Here is a 19,579-nt window from a genome sequence, read left to right as displayed (position 1 = left end):
CAGGTCTGTTTTTTTGTCTCATGGGCGGTGGTCATAATGGGAGAACAAGGCTCCTTGACAACTGCATAGGCAAGAGAAAACGGATCAGAAGAAAGGCTGTTGATAACGATGCGGATTTGCGCAAAGTGGCTGTGGACTATAGCGGCGTGTCTATTGATAACCATTCTGGCGGCCTGGAGCTGGCAAGCGGCGAAAGCCAATGAGGAAAAAGTCATGTACGTGTACAGCGATAGCTGTGGATATTGCCAGTCGTTCCGCCCGACGTTCGAATCTGTCCTGGCGGAATATCCACAGCTCGCTGTGGAACGTCTGGATATCCACGATGATCGGGATTTGGCGGTTGCCTTAGACTTGGGAGCGGAGGCGACTCCGACCGTTTTCGTCGTGAAAGGCGGGCAGGTAGTGGACAAGCTGGAAGGTGAAGTGCCTGCGGGGGTACTCCGAAACTTTTTGCAGAAAAATCTGGACATTCCTCTTTCTGGAAGAAATGTGGACAGGTACAATATTCTGTAAGAGAAAAGGGGGAGAAATCATGAACATGGTGTGGAAATGTTTGGGGATAAGTATCCTGTTGAGCGGATTACTTTGGGGCCAGGCTGCGGTTGATTGGGGAGCTGGTCGAGCCGAAGCTGCTCAGCCACAACCAAATCCGACCGTATCCGACTTCGCGAAGCACCCTGCCAAGGATGCGATCCTCCTCGGGCTGCAAAAAGGCTATCTGTGGAAGTATCCAGACGGACGTTTCGATCCCGACAGGCAGATCGTGCAGTCCCAATTCGTAGCGAGTCTGGTGGCGATTCGCGGCGTGAAAGAAACTGCACCCGTGCCTGAGCTTCCCGCAGGCCATTGGGCCAAAGCGACGTACGAGCGGGCCCGAAAGGCGGGTATCCTGAGCGAGGTCAAGATCGACCCGAACAAGCCTCTGACCAAAGAGGAGGCGGCACAGCTCGTCTTCAACGCGTGGAAGCCGTACCGGGGCGTGAAGATGAAAGGCTACTCCAACACGGGAGCCCTCATCACCTGGGGATGGATGGACCCGGCCCCGGCAGGCCAGCCAAAGTTTCGGGAGGACCTGCCGGTGACGCGAGGGGATGCGGCGAAGATATTGGCTTATTTATGGAAGGATAAGTGGCAGTTGGAGTTGGGGGCAAAGTGGGCGGAGGAGTTTGAACGTAGTTTAGTTATTAATAATGGAGTATTAAAAGGTAATGTACCAAAAGGAAATAATGAATTTAGTATTATGGCTAATGTAATACCAGTAAACAATGGAATGAGGGGATTTTTAAACGGTGAATTGATCAATATAAAAGTTATTGATTACAAGCCGTTTATAATTCTCAGCATTAGAAATACGTACGATTCCTCAAATGTGGGATTGTACTACTATTCCGTACCATCTCTCAAAAAAGAAAATAAAACAATTCAATTTTCATCACCTAACTCGGGGGGAAATAATGAATAGCGTTTATCGAAAACACAGAAGGATTTTTCTTTCTGTGTTTTTACTTCTTTGCCTTCTGGGGTCACCTCTGTATGGGAAAGCAATCCTCCCCAATCTCCATGGGATAGTCCTTGGAACAATTGACAAGGACAAAGTAATTGTAAAAAAGGGCGAGTTTCACGAGATTTCAATTAATGGGATTTCAGCTACTCTCGGTGGTACATTAGCAAACATTGAAGTGAATGGAATAAAAGATGATAAACAAGTTATTGGCTTTGCAGATATAGATAGAAAAGCGGATCAAGGCTGGTATTTTGTAGACAATATTGAAGGCGCTTATTGGATTAACAAATTTGGTGGTAATCCTAATTACATTTTTGGTGGAGCGGCAAATGTCTATAGTAAGACAGTTAGTAATCTAAGTGACCCTTCATTTCCCCCCTACCAAGCCTACAACCTCGCAGAACTAGCCACAGCCTCCGGAGGGGCGGGTTACACCATCGGCGACAACCTCCAGCCGAACGGAAACGGATATATTTCCGTGGGCCACTTCCGCACGACACCAGCCCCGACCGGGCAAGTCTCCACGAACAAAACCGCATACCAGGTCAATGAACAAGTGACCATCTCGGCGAATGCCACGGACTATTCTTACTATGACCGTGGCATTCTTGTTTGGAATTTGTCCGTGATCAACAAGACGACCGGAAAGGGATACTACGCCTTTGAAACCAACAGGGAGATCGCCGATCAGAGCGGTTACCTTCCGCCGGTGAACGAGACAAGCAGTCCAAAGCCGTTTCCCTGGAGCCAGACATACCAGTACAAACCCACGGAAGCAGGGGTTTACGAGGTGTCGCTTACCATTACAGACAGACACCATCGCGCCAGGCAAGGCTCCTCTAGCATGAGCACGTCGACTCCGTACACGTATCAATTCACCGTCGGGGACGTTCCTACCGATCCCGGCCCCGACCCTGATCCGGACCCTCCCGCTTCATGCAAGCGCACCACGATGGATTTGCGTCTGGAGCAGGAGAACAGCAGCAAGGAGATGGGCGGTGTCGTCAGCGGGGGTGAGGGAATCTCCGTAAAAGACGACACACGGATCATTGCGACCGCCAAAAAGGCGGGGACGTTCAAGCACAACGGGATGGTGATGCAGAGCGGTTCGGGCAACAACCGCAAAGTCGGGATAACCGATGCGCCTACATCCGGGACCTTTACGATCACCTATGAAAGCGACGATGGAACCGAATGCTGGCAAAAGACCTTTCAAGTGAGAAAGGGCGGCGAGGAAGAAAAAGACCATTGCCCGATTGTGATCCACAGCGGAACTGCCCTGAAAAATGGGGCTACGATAGAGGTCGCTCCCAACGAAGAGGTAACCCTGATCGCGAAATACACCGATGCGGAAGGAGACCAGCTTGCAGCCAAAGTGAAATGGGATGTGATCCGGCCGGATGGTTCGATCGAGAGGTTGCCGGGTGGCTACAGCGATGAAAAGGGGAGAGAAAGGTGGGCGACATGGGAATCCGACAGACTGACTCTGCCGTTCGGGACCGGGAAGGACTCGCATGATGTCATCTTGGAAAAGGGAAAAACGTATCGGGTCAAGCTGAACTACACGGGCCTTTTATGGGAGGGGAGGCCGGAATGCAACTGGGAGATCACGATCAAGGTGCGCGATTCTTCCTGCACGATCACGGAGCAGGCGAAAATCAAATTCAAGGTGTACGGTGAACCGCCATCCGAGTTTCCGTCTGGAGGGGCACCCCTTTATGACTTTATGTTCGACCCGTTTTACAAGGAAACGTTCACGAAAACCGCAGATGGGTACGACATGCACATGGCCGTCTCGGCGAACGCGGCGGGTACGTGGTATTTGGAGTACGATGGGCGAAAAGTGCCGATCGGCCAGAAGCGAATGGCCGATGAAAGGCAGGATGTGCTGCTCCCGGATGATTTTGCAGTGGGAGAAGAGATGAAGCTCGTCTTTATTTCTGAAACAGGCTGCGTCAGAGAGTTTTCCTTTACCGTTCTTACGTACAAGCGATGCTACGAGCTTTTGATCAGCATGGAGACGGTACTTGGTGACCAGAAATGGATGAGAAGCGTGGAGCGCGGCGAGACCATTGAGCTTGGCACGTCCGATTTTGGCAATGACGGGTACGCGCTCAATCTGTTCACCAGCGAGGATACGAATTACCAGGTGCGTTGGCTTGACCCCGACACCGGAGCGTGGGAATACAGGCGCGGCTCTACCAACCTGCCGGGGAGCTCCAAGGCGTCGGAAGGACATTGGCTGCGCCTTCCGCAAGACAAGGACACCAAAGAGATCCTAAGCGGCCTGTACATCGTCGAGTTTTACGATGACGACAACTCGACCAACCAGTGCGACGGACATCTATTTATCCAGATTGGGGATGCGGCCCCAAAAGGCGAGAATCTGCTGATCATCAAGAGCAGCTTTGCCATTTCGCCCAAACAGCCGCAAGCAGCGGGAACGGCCGGCACGATTACGTTCCAGGTCAAAAATGCCGGCAGCGAGGAGCATGACACCAAGCTGGCGGTGCGCTGGGAGAGCTCTCCGCATGAGACGATGCTCGACGTGGACGGGTTCAAGCCGGGTGAGGTACGGACCATTCAAGTGCCGACCCAGTACCCGCAGCAAGCGGAAAACTTCATCGCAAACATCAATCCCGGAAAAAACAAGCCGGACAACGAGACCATCTGGACGGATAACCGGGCCATGTGGCCGGTCAAGCTGAATGGAGCACCCGCGATACCCTATCCGCCGGGCGGGGGCGGTGAATTCGATGGCGGCGAGATTGGGCTGGAAATTTACGATAGCGACAATCGCCAGCTTCAGAAGCTCTCTTTGCAGGCAGACGGGGTATGGGAGCGGGAGCCAGCGACTATTCGCGTCGTGATTGACCAGACGAAAATCAATGAAGGCTTTCAAAAAACCAAGCAGGAAATCAACTCAAAAATCAGCGCTTACAAGTCAGCGCTTGAGCAATCCGTGAGCGGCGAAGGAATTCAAAACGTGACCGTGACAGCACAGCCAGGCTGGATCTCCGATTCGAAAAGCATGGCCGTGTACAGTCCCCAGCAGCTCGATCTGAAAGTCAGCGGTCCCGGTACCGCCCAACAGTGGCAGGTGAGCAGCGCTTCTACCGGAGGGGACTATCTTTACACCGGTACGGTTGTGCCGACGCAAACGACGTGGCGCGAGGAGCTGCAAAGCCAAAAGTACAAGGCAGAGATCAACGGCTTTGTGATCTCGATGGATTACCGCATCCAGTTTGAGCTGGCATACGACAGCTGTTCCACGGACGATGACGGCGAGGAGACGTGTGAGCCGCAGAGCCAGTCCAAAACGATGTCGGGCCGCTACACCATCACGGTGAAAGGGGGAGAGCGCCTGTTTGAAGTATTTGAGCCAAACGCTACGGGCTCGCTCCGCCACACAGCGGAATGGTCGGAATACCATGCCCGTGACCGCTATCCGAACAGCCAGCCTTTGGATTATTACGCCGGCGAGCGGATTTTGACCCAGGTGGAGCTCCAAGCTCGCCATCGCCATCCGGTCAGCGGTCAGTACCCGGTCGTGGTTGCCGCGCAAGCATGGATTTCGGAGACGGGCAAGAGGCAGACAGCTTTGCAATCTTCCCTGACCCTCAAGTCAACCACCCCTCAGCTTTGGAGGGGGCCGACCTATTCGGCATCCAAGCTGGGCGAGCGCGAGACAGGAGTGGATATTCCGCTGATGGGCGACAAGCAGCGCGGCTTCCAGAAGGATTCGACTTACGCCGTGCACTATTTCGTGCAGTTCCGATTTGGCGCAAGCAAAGGCTTTCCGACCTTCAATAAAAGCGCTGGGCAGGGACACGGCCCAGGCGATTACCGGATAGGGTTCCGCATCATCGCGAATGCCTGGGAACGCCAAGGAATCCGCAACCATACGACACAGTAAATATATTTGCACCCCCTCTCTTTCTTTTTCTACTGTGAAGGAAGAAAAAGAGACGAGGGGGTTATTTTTGTGGGGAAATCGGCCAAGCGCCTGGCGTTTTTTCTGCTGATCATCGCGCTGGTGTGGGGAGGAGCGGTTCCGTCAGGGTGGGCGAAGGAACGGCGTTCAATCGTAAAAGAGGCATGGGCTTGGGAAGAGGCTGGCGATTTGCGCATCCAGGCGTCGCTTTCCCGAGCAGATGAGGAGCTCGTGGTCGGCTTCCGGCAGGATGGGCAGGAGGCATCCTACTCCCTGCGGGGGGAAAAGCGCTTTTCGGTCGCAGTGAGGCCGAGTGCGGAGAACAGTCCGCTGACCGTTGAATGGAGAGTGGCGGGTGAAGAGAAGCCGATCCTTCGCTGGCGAATCCCTGTGCCCGATACTGTCTCGTTCGGCGAAAATGGGATAGAGGTAAGAGAAGCCCCGTGGGATCGTCATGCGGAAGAGCGGGAGGACAGGCTCGAGCTGGAGAATGCTGCGAATTGGACGCCCGAGCGGAAATCCGACGCGGAAAGTGCTGATCAAAAATCGGAACCGGTGGAATCAGATGGGCCGAGCAGACAACAGGCGAAGGTGGAGCGATGGGCTGACGATTTTTACAGCGAATACTCGGGCGACAAAAAGCCGACAGAGGTGGAGCTGCGCAGCAGGAAGTCTCTCTTTGAGATGGAACCGAACGATTCCTTCAGCAAGGCAGACTGGCTGTTTGACGCCACGGACGCCTATGGACGGATCGGAAAAAGCGGGGACGTCGACACATGGAAAATCAAAGCAACAAGCAACGGGACGATGAACGTCACTCTCCGCGACATCCCGGCTGGCCAAGACTACAGCGTTTACGTATTTTCCGAAGAGGATCAGGAGCTGGCCCGCTCCGAACAGCCAGGGAGCGCAGACGAGGAGATCGAAGGGATTCGAATGGAAAGGGGGGCCTGGTACTACATTCAGGTGAAAGGCAGCAAGGACTCTTACCATAAAGACTACTACTACCGCCTGCGGGCAGATTTTATGGCGGACCAGGGGGACGGCAAGCTGGATCAGTACGAACCGAACGACTCCGTCTCGGATGCGTATGAATTGCCGAGCGACTACAGCTCGAAGATTCAGGGGAACCTCCACAGCCTGTCGGATACTGATTTCTATCGCATCGGCATGACGCTGGCTTCGACGATCAAGCTGGAACTGAACGAATTGCCGACAGGTATGGACGTCGACCTGTACCTGCTTGACGAGACGGGAAACAAAGTCTTGGGGAAGTCTGAAAAACCGAAAAACGCCAGTGAGCAAATCGTCTTTCAGGCAGACCCCGGTACGTATCTCGTCAAAGTAGCTGCAAGCAAACGATCCGGATTTACTCCCAATTCGTACAGCCTGCATGTGGCGATCGAGACGATCCCGGTCATTCTCATCCCGGGAATTGGAGGCTCCCGGCTGGAGGCGGAGGAAGACGGGAAGATCTCGGAAATATGGCTCGGGCTCGCCGACAGCCTGATTGGAATCAACGATCCCAGACATCGCAGGCTGCTCTCGCTGGAGCCGATCCGTCCCAACAGCGTCGATGTCAAGCCGAGAGAAAGCAATGTGAAGATCTTCCCGGAGAGGGCCGATGAAGGGTTCAGTGCGATTGAATACCTTTCCTATACGCCGCTCGATCCCGTGCGCAACATGACCGAGCAGTATTACAGCATGGTCAAGCAATTGGAGAAAATGGGGTACAAGAAGTTCCGTACGTTGTTTGCCATGCCGTACGATTGGCGTTATAGCAACGCCAAAAATGCGGCGGAGCTCAAGCAAAAGATCGATACGGCTTTGGAGAGGTCGGGTGCGGGCAAGGTACAGCTGGTTGCACACAGCATGGGAGGGCTGCTGATCCGGGAGACGCTCTTGAACAACATCTCCTATCAATCGAAAGTTCATCGGGTCATCTATATGGGCACGCCGTTCCTGGGAGCCCCAAGAGCGTACCAGGCGATCCGGTACGGCTACAACTTCTCCATTCCGTGGATGGACGAGGGGACAGGGAAAATCATTTCCGAGTACGCTCCCGCTGTATATGAACTGCTACCGTCCAAAAAATATTTTCAGACCGCCGGCTTTCTGAAAAAGAACCAGAACGATCCATACAGCTACGACGAATTTTTGCAGGACAAAGCGATTCGACTCTCCTATTCTCCGCTGGTCAAGCAGGCGGGGAAGCTGCACGAAAAGTGGGACAACAAGACGATCAACGTCCCGCAATACTCCATTATCGGGCAAGGGGAGCCTACGCTGCTGGGATATTTCTTCGACGGATACCATCAGACATGGACTCCGTATTACGACAAAGGAATGGGGGATGGCACGGTCCCGTACCTCAGTGCCAGCTACGCCCAGAAGGACATCAAGAAAAAGTACTACGTCAAAGGGGAGCACGCAAAGCTGCCCACTATTCCTGAGGTCATCAGCCAGGTAACGCAGCTGCTCAAAGGAGACGAGACGACGCAGCCGGGGCTGCGCAAATCAGCAAGCAACCAGCGTGAGTACTTGACCTACATTCTTTCCCGGGCAGACGGCGGGTTTCCTGAGGTCACGATTGCCAAGGCAGGTAAGAAAATGACCCTCTCCCCGACGGAAAAAGAAGTGTGGGACGATCTCTCTATCGAATATCATGGAAATCTCGTCGTCATCCACGTGAAAGATGGCGAAGAGCTGGAATTTGTCCCCGCGCATCCGGAAGAAGAGGCTGGCTTCGACCTGCGAATCGAGCGCTTTTCGTCGGAGGATCCCGAGGAAGAGCAAGAAACGGGGAAAAGGTACCGCCTGGATCAAGAAGGAATGAGGGAAGTGCACAGTGATTCACGATAGACGAGGAGGGCTCGCATGGATAACTTGCTGGTTTGGCTGTTTCTGGGCCCCTTCCTATATTCGTGGCAACTGGCTGGGCCCTTCGTGGGACTGTTTCTGGCGGGGTATATTCGCGCGCTGTTTGGCTTTCGGATCTGGGCGACCTTGCTCTCTTCCTTTTGTTCCAGCTTCCTGTACTACGTCGTCATCATTCCGTCGGACGGGATGCTGGGAGGACTGTGGATTCTCAAGCTGGTGATGGGGCTCCACACAGCGCTGTTCGTTACAATGGTTCTTTGGATCTACGACAAACTGCGGCGTGGGCATCGGAACGAAAAGACCGAGGACACTCAGGACCCTCCAAATTGACACCGGGCATACAGGCAAATTGCTTCGGTATTGGTTTCCGAGTAGAATAAAGAAAGGAGAACGAAGTCTGGAGGGTTTGAACGTGGATATTTTTGACAATAAAAAGGGCGGCTTTACAATCATGAGCGGCAAGACCGATGTTCACGGAGGTTTCGGTCAAGGTGTTCTCGACTTGAACGCCGTTTCTTCCGTCATTATCGACGGTGACGAAGCGTATATCGATATGGGAGCGCTGCACGCGAAGAGCTCCGTAGAAAAAGGCATCAAATGGACGGCCAACAAGGATGACGTGCCGAACGGCAAACCGTACTGGATCGTCTGGGTGACGGTTGACCGGAACGAAGCCGGGCCGTACTATGCGGGAGCGACTGCCTGCTATATGGAGATCGACCGGGAAGCTCGACGCGGATACAAAATTTTGGCAGACCACGTCAACCGCATGGATTATTCCATGAAACGGCGCATCATGCTGTCCGAATTGGGCGAGAAGGAAAAAGCAGCACTGAAAAAGCTTTTGATCGACAATAATGCGGCCATGTACGACAATTCCTCGGAGGAATTAAAGCAAGCTTTGTCCTAATCCTTGGAAATCGTGAACGGTCTGTGAACAAATGGTGAAAGTAATTGTTACCAGTTTAGGAGTAAGGTAAACTTATTTTCATAACTGTGTACATGTACACTAGGTCATCAAACAGGGAGAGAGCCGTCACTCTTTCCCTGTTTGTCTTGCTTTTTGGCCCCCTTTCGTGCCTGGCCTTGAGAGGCTATTTTTTCAGCTCATGTTCGCCCAGACGGAGCGGAACACTACAAAGGCATGACGACTAAAGTCTGACGGAAGGGGCGTTACCCGATGAGCGAAGATCCACGTGTACAGGATACAAACAACGACCATTTTGTAAAGCATGGCGGGGTCCATTTCCGCACGCATGTGTCTCCCCAGGAAATCAACAACTTTATTCGCAAGCTACCTGCCGGGAAAAGGGACAGCTTGTTTGAAGTATTGGAGCAGCTAGATCAGGCGGGGATGATCAGCATCGTCAACGACCATGTCTTTACGGATGGGAACGGAGTCATAGCAGGCGGCGAGCAGGAGTCGCTGAGATAAAAAAAGGGACGTGGTCCATTTCCACGTCCTCTTTCTTTTACTCGCTTGGCTTCCACCAGCTGCCCATGCGTTGCCAGAAGGATGATGAATCCGGCGGCTTCAACGGTGTAGGAGCCTGGTTGGCCGGCAAGTGGTCCGTGCAGTATTCCTGCGGTTCCGTTCCGCTGGCGAAGTAGAACAGTTCGGGGTTGGGGCAATTTTCCGTAGCCAGCTTGCCCGAGTGCGGGTCGATGTAGACGGAGACGACTCCCGCGGGCATGTCGAACAAGGCAGGAGGCTGGTCCTTCAAGGCGCCTTCCATGAATTGCACCCAAATTTTTTTGGACAAATAGCCTTCCGTGACGTCGTCTACCTTTTGGTTTTTGTCGTACCCGATCCAGACAGTCGATACGAGCTGCGGCGTAAATCCGCTCAGCCATGCATCGTAGTCTGTGGAACCGGTTTTTCCTGCCACAGGCCGGTTCAGCTCGTTCACGACCCTGAAACCGGTGCCCCCGCGCTCAAAAACGCTTTGCATCAGATTCGTCAATAGAGCGGATGCAACGGGGTCGGCAGCAGGCGTTTTTTCGATTTTTTCTTCGACCAGCACATTCCCTTGACTATCCTCGATCGACGTGATGGCAATCGGCTTCACGGCTTCCCCTTTGTTTGCGATGGCAGCGTATGCGGCATTCAGCTCCAGAGGAGATACAGGCGACGTCCCTAATGCAAGGGAGGGAACTGCTTGCAGCGGACTTGTGATCCCCAATCGCTTCGCCTGATCTACCACCTTTTGCGGTCCCAAAAAGTCGATGGTTTTGACCGCGTAAATGTTGTCGGAGGTCTTGATCGCCTCCCGCATATTGATCATGGCATTGGCATACTTGCCGCCGAAGTTGCTGGGTATGTACTGCTTGTTGTTGTCGTACGTAAAGACGGTCGGCTCGCTTTTCATCATGGTCAGCGGCGTATACCCGTTCTGTAAGGCGGCGAGGTACATGATCGGCTTGAACGACGAGCCGGGCTGCCGCTTGCCAAGTGCGCGGTTATACTGGCTTTGCTTGTAATCTCTGCCTCCCACCATCGCTTTGATGTATCCGGTAGCGGGGTCCATGGCGACGAGTGCTACCTGGAGGTTGGGGTTGTCCTTCGGCAGTACCGATGCAACGACGGATTCGGCCTTTTTCTGCATGACCGGGTCTAAAGTGGTATGGATTTTCAAGCCGCCGTGGATGAACAGCTCCTCGTCGATTCCGTACTTGTTCTTGACCAGATTCGCGATGTAGTCGCGGAAATAGGGAGCGAGCTCCGTGTCCGAACTCGCGGTGCGTTCCACGAGCTTGAGGGGTTCGGCGTAGGCCTGCTCCGCCTGTTTGTCGGTGATGACGCCATCCCGTACCATCGCGTTCAAAATCAGCTTTTGCCGAGCTTTCGCCTTTTCAAAATCGGCATAAGGGGAGTAGGTCGATGGCCCTTTCGGAATGCCGGCCAGCATGGCGCTTTCAGCCAAGGTCAAATTTTTGGCGTCCTTGCCGAAGTACGTCTGCGCTGCCGCTTGAGCTCCATAAGCGGAATGCCCGTAGTAGATCTGGTTCATGTACATCTCGAGAATGTCGTCTTTGCTGTAGTTCAATTCCAGCTGAATAGCCAAGAGCGCTTCCTTGAACTTCCTCTCCCACGTCTTATCCAGGCTCAAATACAGGTTTCGCGCCAGCTGCTGGGTGATAGTGCTGGCGCCCTGGCGCATGTCCATATGAATGACGTCAAGATAGGCGGCCTTCGCCAGGCGTTTCCAGTCAAAGCCGTAATGCTCCCGGAACGTCCTGTCCTCAATCGCGATGGTCGCGTTGACAAGAGCCGGGGAGATTTCACTTAAAGGCACAACGATTCTGTTTTCTCCGCGGTGCATGGTATCGAGCACTTCTCCCGTGGAGGCGTAAATGGTCGTCGTCTGTTTGACAAACGTCTCAGGCAGCGGCTGCGAGCGCAAATACAAGACCAGGAGCAGGATGGCAAACGATACGCACAATAGGCTGAGTATGACAAATTTTACGAATTTCTTGGCCCAGCGAAGGCAGCGAATCAACGGCGCTTCCCGAATCACTTCCATGTGCCCATCCTCCTTTCTCCCGATGGAATATTGGAATCGGGACATACTAAGACACAAGTTAATCCTAGTATGGGTCAGCAATTCAATGGATAAACTTGCCTTCCCCAAGGAAAGGAAGAGAGTCCAAAAAAAACTTGCAATTTGAAGGACAGCCACTATAATTTTCTTGTACTGTCGAAAGTATAACGGGATACGAATACAGACGGAACAAGAGCAGCCAAGGCTCGGCGGCGTTTGGCTCGCTTGCAGAAGCCCTGATTTCATTCCCGGAGCGAAACCTTCCACTGAATCGCGGCCCTTCCTGATTTCGGCCAGCGATGATAGAGGTTTGAATACATGCGGTTACTTGAAGGAGGTTACATAGCCATGAACATGGAATTGTGGTACACCGAGAAACAAACGGAAAATCACGGGATTACGACGAAAATTACCGACACCCTATACAGTGAAAAAACCGAGTTTCAACAAATCGACGTCATTACTACCAAGCAATTTGGTCGCATGTTAGTGCTCGACGGCATGGTTATGACCACCGATGTCGATGAGTTTGTCTATCACGAGATGATTTCTCATGTAGCGCTCAACACCCACCCGAACCCGAAGAAGGTCCTGGTAGTGGGCGGCGGCGACGGCGGAGCGATCCGCGAAATCGTGAAGCATCCATCCGTGGAAAAAGCGGTATTGGCTGAAATCGACGGTGGCGTAATTGAATCCTGCAAAAAATACTTCCCTGACATCGCAAGCGCGCTGACGGGCAATTCCCGCGTAGACGTGCAAGTGATCGACGGCATCAAACATATCCACGATCACAAAGGCGAGTACGATGTGATCATGGTCGACTCCACAGAACCGGTAGGTCCGGCTGTCGGCCTGTTTGAAAAAGGCTTCTACCAAGGGATCTTCGACGCTCTGAAGCCGGATGGCATCATGGTAGCGCAAACCGAATCGCCATGGTTCAACCGCGAGCTGATCAAGCGCGTGTTTAAAGACCTGAAATCGATCTTCCCTGTGACCCGTCTCTATACATGCAGCATCCCGACTTATCCATCCGGCCTCTGGAGCTTCACCATCGCTTCCAAAAAGTACGATCCGTTGGAAGTGGACGCTTCCCAGATCAAAGCGCTGGATACCAAATACTACAATGCGGACCTTCACCACGCTGTCTTCAAACTCCCGAACTTCGTGGCTGAGCTGACCCGCGACTAATCGGAGGAGGACGAAGAAGAATGCGTTTCGACGAAGCATACTCCGGCAACGTCTTCATCCGCAGCCACGGGAATTACGAGGAAAGCCAAGCGGTCATCTACGGCATGCCGATGGACTGGACCGTGAGCTTCCGTCCGGGCTCCCGTTTCGGCCCTGCCCGGATCCGCGAAGTATCCATCGGGCTGGAAGAGTACAGCCCGTACCTCGACCGCCTTTTGGAAGACATCAAGTACTTTGATGCGGGCGACATTCCGCTTCCTTTCGGGAATGTGGAAGGCAGTCTGGACATGATCCGCAATTTCGTGGCGAAAGTGCTGGCAGACGGCAAGTTCCCGCTCGGCCTGGGCGGTGAGCACCTCGTTTCCTGGCCGGTGTTCCAAGCGGTCTACGAAAAGTACAAGGACATGGTCGTGTTCCACTTCGACGCGCATACCGATCTTCGCGACAACTACGAGGGCTACCAGTATTCCCACTCCACTCCGATCAAAAAGGTGTGCAACCTGATCGGCGGCAAGAACGTGTACTCGTTCGGGATTCGCAGCGGGATGCGCGAAGAGTTCGAGTGGGCGAAGGAAAACATGCACCTGTACAAATACGATGTGCTCGAGCCGGTGAAGAAGGTGCTGCCGACTATCGGCAACCGCCCGATTTACCTGACGATCGACATCGACGTGCTCGATCCTGCCCACGCGCCGGGTACCGGTACCACAGAAGCGGGCGGCATCACTTCCCGCGAGCTTTTGGACACGATCCACTATATGGCAAACAACGGTGCCAATGTCATCGGCTGCGACCTGGTGGAAGTAGCGCCTGTGTACGATCACAGCGAGATGACGCAAATCGTGGCGTCCAAAATTGTCCGTGAGCTGCTCCTCAGCTTTGTAAAATAAACGACGATCTTCAATGAAACGCCTTCGGTACGACATACCGGAGGCGTTTTTTGCTATGTCCCAGGGAAAGAATCGACCTATTATTAAACATTTCTGTTTACAAAATATAATAACGAAGGTACGATGGACGTAACAAGGCAAGAGGGAGATGTTTCCTATGAAAGAAGTGTTCGCCCATCCCGAATTTCGCAAGCTGTTTTTCTCCAATCTCTTTTCCGGGTTCGGCCAGGGCATGACGATGATCGGAATCGCCTGGTATCTGGTGGAAACGACCGGCTCCGCTCAGCTGCTGGGATCGACGATGTTCACATCTGCCGTCCTGATGTTTTTTATCGGTCCGTATATCGGGACGCTGATTGATCGATTCTCCCGCAAGAAGATGCTGCTGATCGAAAACGTGATCGGCTTTACCGTCCTGGGCGCGCTGGGCGTATGGGGCTTTTTCGGGGCGTACGCCGAGTGGATGCTGATCGCCATCTATCTCGTGACGACCTTCATGTACCAGATTCATTATCCGGCCCAATCGGCCTTGGTGCAGGAAGGCTTTGAACCACGGCACTACAACAGCATCAACAGCCTGTTGGAGATCGAGGGCCAGACCGCGTCGGTACTGGCGGGCGGGTTCGCCGGGCTGCTGCTGAATTCCTACGGCCTGCACATCGTCATCCTGTTCAATGCACTGACGTATCTGTTTGCATTCGGGCTGCTCTCCACGATGAAGTACACCTTTACGCTGGAAGGCGAGGCCAAAGCGAACCGGGGAGTCACTTGGCTGGGACAGCTCGGGCAGAGCTGGCGCTACATCCGGGAAAGACGGGGCTTTTTGATTTTCGGCATCTCTGCGCTCATGCCGTTCATCGCGATTATGGCGAGCAATTTGCTCAAGCCCGTCTACGTGAGTCAGACGCTCAAAGCCGATGTCTCGATTTTTTCCTTCGGGGAGATGGCCTACGCCATCGGAGCGGTAGCTGCAGGCGTGCTCGTCTCTGTGGTGGTCGCGAAATTCGGGCAGCTTTCCTCAATGGTAGGGTCCACACTGCTGTTCGCGGTCGTGATCGTGGCGATGGTGGCTTTGCCGTACGGTTGGGCATTGGTGGCGTCCTACATGGTGTACGGCTGGTGCAATGCGTCGGTTCGCCTGATCCGCCAATCGCTGTATATGACGGTCGTCCCCAAGCATTTGATGGGGCGGGTCATGAGCTTCTTCAACTCGGTAGGAATGATGATGCGGCTGGTTCTGATCGGCTGGTTCACGGCGATGATCGACTATACGGGAGCAAGCATCGGCTATTTGATTCTGGCGGGACTCTTGCTTTTGGCCGCAGTCGGAGTCGCCGCGACCATGCGCTTTTTGCTCGCGGAGGCCGCCGCACAGGTCGCGGTTGCAACCGAAGAGCGTTAACGGGTAAAATGAACGGATGAACGAGCGCGCAATGCGCGAAGAAACGGTGGAGAGTGGAAATCGTCATGCAAGACGTGCAAATCAGACTGACAGCCAGACATCGGGTAGAAGGCGACTGGGAAGAAACAACCCACAGCTATCCGGGAAAATGCGTGCAAAAGGCATCTGCCTGGTACCTGACCTATACGGAGCAGGTAGAGGGAGCGGGGGAGGTCAGCACGACCCTCAGGCTGACGGAGAAGTCGATCACGCTGGTACGCCAGGGGGGAGTCTCGACCAGGCAGCAGTTTGAGAAAGGGGCCAGCACGCATTCCAGCTATCAGAGCCCCTATGGCCCATTCGCGATGGAGACGCATACCAACAAGCTGCGCATCCGCTACGAAAACGAAATGCCCTTGTCTGTGGAGCTTTCTTATCAGCTGTGGATGAACGAACAGTATGCGGGGGAGCACGAACTGTCGATTCAGATCCTGGCGCAATCATAAGCCGCCCTTGGCAAGGGCGGTTTTCCGCACGTACAATAGGAGTACTTGCGGCTGACGGGAGGAGGAAGCCATCATGCTCTTTGCCTTGGGGAACGGACTGCTCGCAGGGCTGGCGCTGGCAGCGTTTTTGGCAGTAGCCGACGGGCTGTTTGGGACTGGCACGTTTGCGGTGCTGATCGATGTCAGCTATGTTCCCGGCCTGGAGCAACTGCCCTCCGTCGCCGAGCTGTCGATCCATCTGCTGATCAGTGTGGGGATCGCCTATGCATGGTTGCGCTATTTTCCTAGAGGCGGGAAGGTGGCGGCGGGAAGATACGCGCTGTACTGGATGCTGGCATTCGCTGTAGCCTATTTGCCGTTTAGTCTGCTCAGCGGCTCTCCCTTGTCATGGAAAGCGTTTTGGATCTGGATCACGGGACACTTGCTGTTCACAGTCGTGCTTTCCTTGCGAGTGGCAAGGAGCTGAAGACCATAAGAAAGTAAATATGCCGAATATTCGGCATAGTGATGATTTTTTGGCAGCATGGATGAAAGGAGGAATGCCGCGTATGGCCATGTCCGAAACCGTAGAGATGCTGCAGGCGATATTGGGGGCAATTGACGAAGGGATTCACGTGGTCGATGCGAACGGGATCACCATCTACTACAATCACGTGGCAGCCAAGCTGGACGGCTTGACCTCGGAGGAAGTGCTCGGCAAGCCGCTGCTCGAAGTGTTTCCTTCGTTGGACCGGCAGTCGAGTACGCTGCTGCGGGTCATCGACAGCGGAGAGTCGATCTACAACCAGCCCCAGGTCTATAAAAACTGGAAGGGCGTCCGGGTCGAGACGATCAATACGACCTTGCCGGTACGGGTGGGAAAAAGGCTGGTCGGGGCCGTCGAAGTGGCCAAGGATATCGGGAAACTCAAGGAGCTCTCGGAGCGGCTGGTGGATCTCCAGGCGAAAATCAGCAAGCCGAAGCGAACCAAGCGCTCTGCGGACGGACTTTCCTTCCAGTTCGAAGACATTTTGACCTGCAGCGAGCAGATGAACCAGGTCAAAGAACGCGCTCGCCGGGCAGCGCGGACGTCGTCGCCGGTGATGATTTACGGAGAGACGGGCACGGGCAAGGAGCTGTTCGTCCAGTCGATCCATCAGGCGTCTACCCGCAGCTCGGGGCCGTTTATCGCCCAGAACTGTGCGGCGCTCCCTTCCTCGCTGCTCGAGAGCATTCTGTTCGGCACGACAAAAGGGAGCTTTACAGGGGCAGACGACAGACCCGGGCTGTTCGAGCTGGCAGATGGAGGCACATTGTTCCTGGATGAACTGAACAGCATGCCGTTGGATTTGCAGGCCAAGCTGCTCCGCGTTCTGCAGGACGGACATATTCGCCGCATTGGCGGAAGCCAGCAGGTCAAAGTCGATGTACGCGTGATCGCCGCCGTCAATGAACCGCCGAAAATGCTCGTCCAGCAGGGATTGATGCGGACAGACCTGTACTACCGGATCAATGTCGTCTCGTTTGAATTGCCACCGCTCCGCAAAAGGCGCGAAGACATCGAGCTTCTGGCGGGTCATTTTCTGGAAAAGTTCAATCGGCAGTTTGGCATGAGCGTCCGGGGAATCAGTCCGGAGGTGAAGCGGTTGTTTGCCGCTTATCCGTGGCCGGGCAATGTGCGGGAGCTGGAGCACGTGATCGAGGCGGCGATGAACATGGTCGATTCGGACTGGATCGAGATGGAGCACTTGCCCTTGCATGTGTTGGAAAGGCCGGCGGGTCTCGCGGAGGCGGAGCCGCTCGTGACGCAGACGGCGCTTCAGATGGAATCGGGCAAAACGCTTCCGGAGCTGGTCCGGGAATTGGAGGAGCGCGTGATCCAGGAAGCGATGAGCTCCACGGAAGGCAATGTGCTGCGAGCCGCCAAGCTCCTGGGGATTCCCAGGCAGACCCTGCAATACAAGCTGAGCCAGCGCACGACACCTCCAAGGTGACTGCCGAATATTCGGCATTAGAAACGGTAGAGAGAACCAAAGCGAAGGACGCCCTTGCGATGAAAAACGCGAAGAAATGCGCTGCAAACACGCGCATTCCCCATTTTCTAAATTTTTTGATTTGATTGGCACGACCCTTGCATCTCTTGTTTCAGTGAGTGAAAGGCAATCGCTTCACTACTGACGAGAGGAGATGTTTCACAGATGGCAGTAGCGACCAAGCGCGACTGGCGCGAGATTGAGCTTTGGAAAGACGTGACCGACGAACAATGGAACGATTGGATGTGGCAGCTGACCCACACCATTAAAACAGTAGATGATTTGAAAAAAGTGGTGAACCTGACGCCGGAAGAGGAAGAAGGCGTGCGAATTTCCACGCAGACCATTCCGCTGAACATCACTCCTTACTATGCAAGCCTGATGGACGTGGACGACCCGAAAGACCCGGTGCGCATGCAGTCCGTACCGATTTCTTCGGAGATCATCCGCACGAAATACGACATGGAAGACCCGCTGCACGAGGACGCGGATTCCCCGGTTCCGGGCCTGACGCACCGCTATCCGGACCGCGTGCTGTTCCTCGTGACCAACCAGTGCTCGATGTATTGCCGCTACTGCACGCGCCGCCGCTTCTCCGGGCAGATCGGCATGGGCGTTCCCAAAAAGCAGCTGGACGCATGTATCGACTACATCCGCCGCACCCCGGAGGTACGCGACGTGCTGCTGTCCGGCGGGGACGGCCTTCTGATCAACGACCGCGTTCTCGAGTACATCCTGAGCAGCCTGCGCGAGATCGAGCATGTGGAAATCATACGCATCGGTACCCGGGCCCCGGTCGTATTCCCGCAGCGCATTACCGAGAACCTGTGCAACATTTTGAAAAAGTACCATCCGATCTGGCTGAATACGCACTTCAACCATCCGAAGGAAATTACGCCGGAAGCGAAAAAGGCCTGTGAAATGCTGGCCAACGCGGGCGTGCCGCTGGGCAACCAGGCAGTTATTCTCGCGGGCATCAACGACTGCGCCAACACCATGAAAAAGCTGGTGCAGGATCTGGTGAAAATCCGCGTTCGCCCGTACTACATCTATCAGTGCGATCTCTCCGAGGGGATTGGCCACTTCCGGGCGCCTGTAAGCAAAGGGATCGAAATCATCGAGCACCTGCGCGGCCATACCTCCGGATACGCAGTGCCGACGTTCGTGGTAGATGCTCCGCACGGCGGCGGAAAGATCCCGGTGAGCCCGAACTACATCATCTCGCAATCCTCCGACAAAGTGGTCCTGCGCAACTTCGAGGGAGTAATCACCTCGTATCCGGAGCCGAAGCATTACCACGAGCACGACGAGGAAAACTGCGAGTTCTGCCAGGAGGCCAAAGGCAAAGCGGTGGGCATCGCTGCGCTCATGCAGGATGAGGCTGACAATCTGGAGCCTGCGGACCTGCCGCGCAACAAGCGCATCAAAGCCACGAAGGTCAAGTCTTTGGCAGATGTGCGCCTGGAACAGAAAATAAAAAAAGAACACACGGATTCCTCGCCAAAAGAAGCGTCGGGAAAATAAGGGGAATCTGAGAGAAAGTCGCCTGGAGCGTAGGGAGCCGGGCGACTTTTTTGTGAATAATTAATTGAATTTTCGACCAATAAAGTTTTGTTAGACTTTTTTCTCGGGCAACTTTTATGATGGTTGACCTGCTTTAAGTGTGATAAGATCAAGACATACTCCGAGCCGAACGATCGCTCAGTTTTATTTCACTTTTCGGAAAAGATCAACAATAAGAC

15 protein-coding genes are annotated in these 19,579 nt (G+C 54.1%); 14 read left to right on the top strand and 1 reads right to left on the bottom strand.

The window, feature by feature from the left end; all coding sequences use genetic code 11:
• Window positions 1-108: 108 nt before the first annotated feature.
• From RGB73_RS28660 to RGB73_RS28630, 7 genes are all read left to right on the top strand, one after another.
• Window positions 109-513 carry a thioredoxin family protein gene (locus RGB73_RS28660; protein ID WP_310774592.1) on the top strand — a complete coding sequence of 135 codons (405 nt, stop codon included), beginning with the start codon at window positions 109-111 and terminating at the stop codon, window positions 511-513.
• A 19-nt stretch (window positions 514-532) separates the two neighbouring features.
• Window positions 533-1,462, top strand: a complete 930-nt coding sequence (locus RGB73_RS28655; protein ID WP_310766913.1) for an S-layer homology domain-containing protein — start codon at window positions 533-535, stop codon at window positions 1,460-1,462.
• Between the two features lie 520 nt (window positions 1,463-1,982).
• A complete protein-coding gene (locus RGB73_RS28650) occupies window positions 1,983-5,420 on the top strand; it encodes an ABC transporter permease (protein ID WP_310766910.1) in 3,438 nt (1,145 codons plus the stop codon).
• Between the two features lie 69 nt (window positions 5,421-5,489).
• A complete protein-coding gene (locus RGB73_RS28645) occupies window positions 5,490-8,300 on the top strand; it encodes a lipase/acyltransferase domain-containing protein (protein WP_310766907.1) in 2,811 nt (936 codons plus the stop codon).
• Between the two features lie 15 nt (window positions 8,301-8,315).
• Entirely contained in the window at window positions 8,316-8,648 is a 333-nt protein-coding gene (locus tag RGB73_RS28640) for a hypothetical protein (RefSeq protein ID WP_310766905.1), read from the top strand.
• Between the two features lie 82 nt (window positions 8,649-8,730).
• A complete protein-coding gene (locus RGB73_RS28635; RefSeq protein WP_310766902.1) occupies window positions 8,731-9,228 on the top strand; it encodes a YwhD family protein in 498 nt (165 codons plus the stop codon).
• A gap of 270 nt (window positions 9,229-9,498) precedes the next feature.
• Entirely contained in the window at window positions 9,499-9,753 is a 255-nt protein-coding gene (locus RGB73_RS28630; protein WP_310766898.1) for a hypothetical protein, read from the top strand.
• Window positions 9,754-9,790: 37 nt separating this feature from the next.
• Here the strand turns inward: RGB73_RS28630 and RGB73_RS28625 are convergent, their stop codons facing one another.
• A complete protein-coding gene (locus tag RGB73_RS28625) occupies window positions 9,791-11,842 on the bottom strand; it encodes a transglycosylase domain-containing protein (protein WP_310766894.1) in 2,052 nt (683 codons plus the stop codon).
• Window positions 11,843-12,214: 372 nt separating this feature from the next.
• Between RGB73_RS28625 and speE the strand changes: the two genes are divergently transcribed.
• The 7 genes from speE to kamA all read left to right on the top strand — a co-directional run bounded on the left by speE (window position 12,215) and on the right by kamA (window position 19,361).
• The gene (speE, locus tag RGB73_RS28620) at window positions 12,215-13,048 is read left to right on the top strand and encodes a polyamine aminopropyltransferase (protein ID WP_310774590.1); all 834 of its coding nucleotides are present in this window, start codon (window positions 12,215-12,217) and stop codon (window positions 13,046-13,048) included.
• Window positions 13,049-13,068: 20 nt separating this feature from the next.
• Window positions 13,069-13,938, top strand: coding sequence for an agmatinase (gene speB, locus RGB73_RS28615; protein ID WP_310766891.1), 870 nt, complete (start codon window positions 13,069-13,071; stop codon window positions 13,936-13,938).
• A 157-nt stretch (window positions 13,939-14,095) separates the two neighbouring features.
• Complete coding sequence (locus RGB73_RS28610; protein WP_310766889.1) at window positions 14,096-15,340, top strand: MFS transporter; 1,245 nt, start codon at window positions 14,096-14,098, stop codon at window positions 15,338-15,340.
• Window positions 15,341-15,405: 65 nt separating this feature from the next.
• Window positions 15,406-15,825 carry a YwiB family protein gene (locus RGB73_RS28605; protein WP_310766886.1) on the top strand — a complete coding sequence of 140 codons (420 nt, stop codon included), beginning with the start codon at window positions 15,406-15,408 and terminating at the stop codon, window positions 15,823-15,825.
• 73 nt (window positions 15,826-15,898) lie between these two features.
• Window positions 15,899-16,291 carry a hypothetical protein gene (locus RGB73_RS28600; protein ID WP_310766883.1) on the top strand — a complete coding sequence of 131 codons (393 nt, stop codon included), beginning with the start codon at window positions 15,899-15,901 and terminating at the stop codon, window positions 16,289-16,291.
• An 82-nt stretch (window positions 16,292-16,373) separates the two neighbouring features.
• Window positions 16,374-17,798, top strand: coding sequence for a sigma-54 interaction domain-containing protein (locus RGB73_RS28595; protein WP_310766880.1), 1,425 nt, complete (start codon window positions 16,374-16,376; stop codon window positions 17,796-17,798).
• 204 nt (window positions 17,799-18,002) lie between these two features.
• Window positions 18,003-19,361: a lysine 2,3-aminomutase gene (gene kamA, locus RGB73_RS28590; protein WP_310766877.1), complete on the top strand. Its 1,359-nt coding sequence runs from the start codon at window positions 18,003-18,005 to the stop codon at window positions 19,359-19,361.
• Window positions 19,362-19,579: the final 218 nt, after the last annotated feature.

Origin of the sequence: Brevibacillus brevis, assembly GCF_031583145.1 — a bacterium.
Classification (GTDB): Bacteria; Bacillota; Bacilli; order Brevibacillales; family Brevibacillaceae; genus Brevibacillus; species Brevibacillus brevis_E.
This window is presented reverse-complemented; position numbering and strand designations above follow the sequence as displayed.

What these genes read in the sequence shown, in the direction of transcription:
- RGB73_RS28640 (WP_310766905.1), top strand. Translation starts at nt 8,316, where the DNA reads ATGGATAACTTGCTGGTTTGGCTGTTTCTGGGCCCCTTCCTATATTCG.
- RGB73_RS28660 (WP_310774592.1), top strand. Translation starts at nt 109, where the DNA reads ATGCGGATTTGCGCAAAGTGGCTGTGGACTATAGCGGCGTGTCTATTG.
- RGB73_RS28630 (WP_310766898.1), top strand. Translation starts at nt 9,499, where the DNA reads ATGAGCGAAGATCCACGTGTACAGGATACAAACAACGACCATTTTGTA.
- speB (WP_310766891.1), top strand. Translation starts at nt 13,069, where the DNA reads ATGCGTTTCGACGAAGCATACTCCGGCAACGTCTTCATCCGCAGCCAC.
- kamA (WP_310766877.1), top strand. Translation starts at nt 18,003, where the DNA reads ATGGCAGTAGCGACCAAGCGCGACTGGCGCGAGATTGAGCTTTGGAAA.
- RGB73_RS28610 (WP_310766889.1), top strand. Translation starts at nt 14,096, where the DNA reads ATGAAAGAAGTGTTCGCCCATCCCGAATTTCGCAAGCTGTTTTTCTCC.
- RGB73_RS28605 (WP_310766886.1), top strand. Translation starts at nt 15,406, where the DNA reads ATGCAAGACGTGCAAATCAGACTGACAGCCAGACATCGGGTAGAAGGC.
- RGB73_RS28595 (WP_310766880.1), top strand. Translation starts at nt 16,374, where the DNA reads ATGGCCATGTCCGAAACCGTAGAGATGCTGCAGGCGATATTGGGGGCA.
- speE (WP_310774590.1), top strand. Translation starts at nt 12,215, where the DNA reads ATGGAATTGTGGTACACCGAGAAACAAACGGAAAATCACGGGATTACG.
- RGB73_RS28625 (WP_310766894.1), bottom strand. Translation starts at nt 11,842, where the DNA reads ATGGAAGTGATTCGGGAAGCGCCGTTGATTCGCTGCCTTCGCTGGGCC.
- RGB73_RS28655 (WP_310766913.1), top strand. Translation starts at nt 533, where the DNA reads ATGAACATGGTGTGGAAATGTTTGGGGATAAGTATCCTGTTGAGCGGA.
- RGB73_RS28600 (WP_310766883.1), top strand. Translation starts at nt 15,899, where the DNA reads ATGCTCTTTGCCTTGGGGAACGGACTGCTCGCAGGGCTGGCGCTGGCA.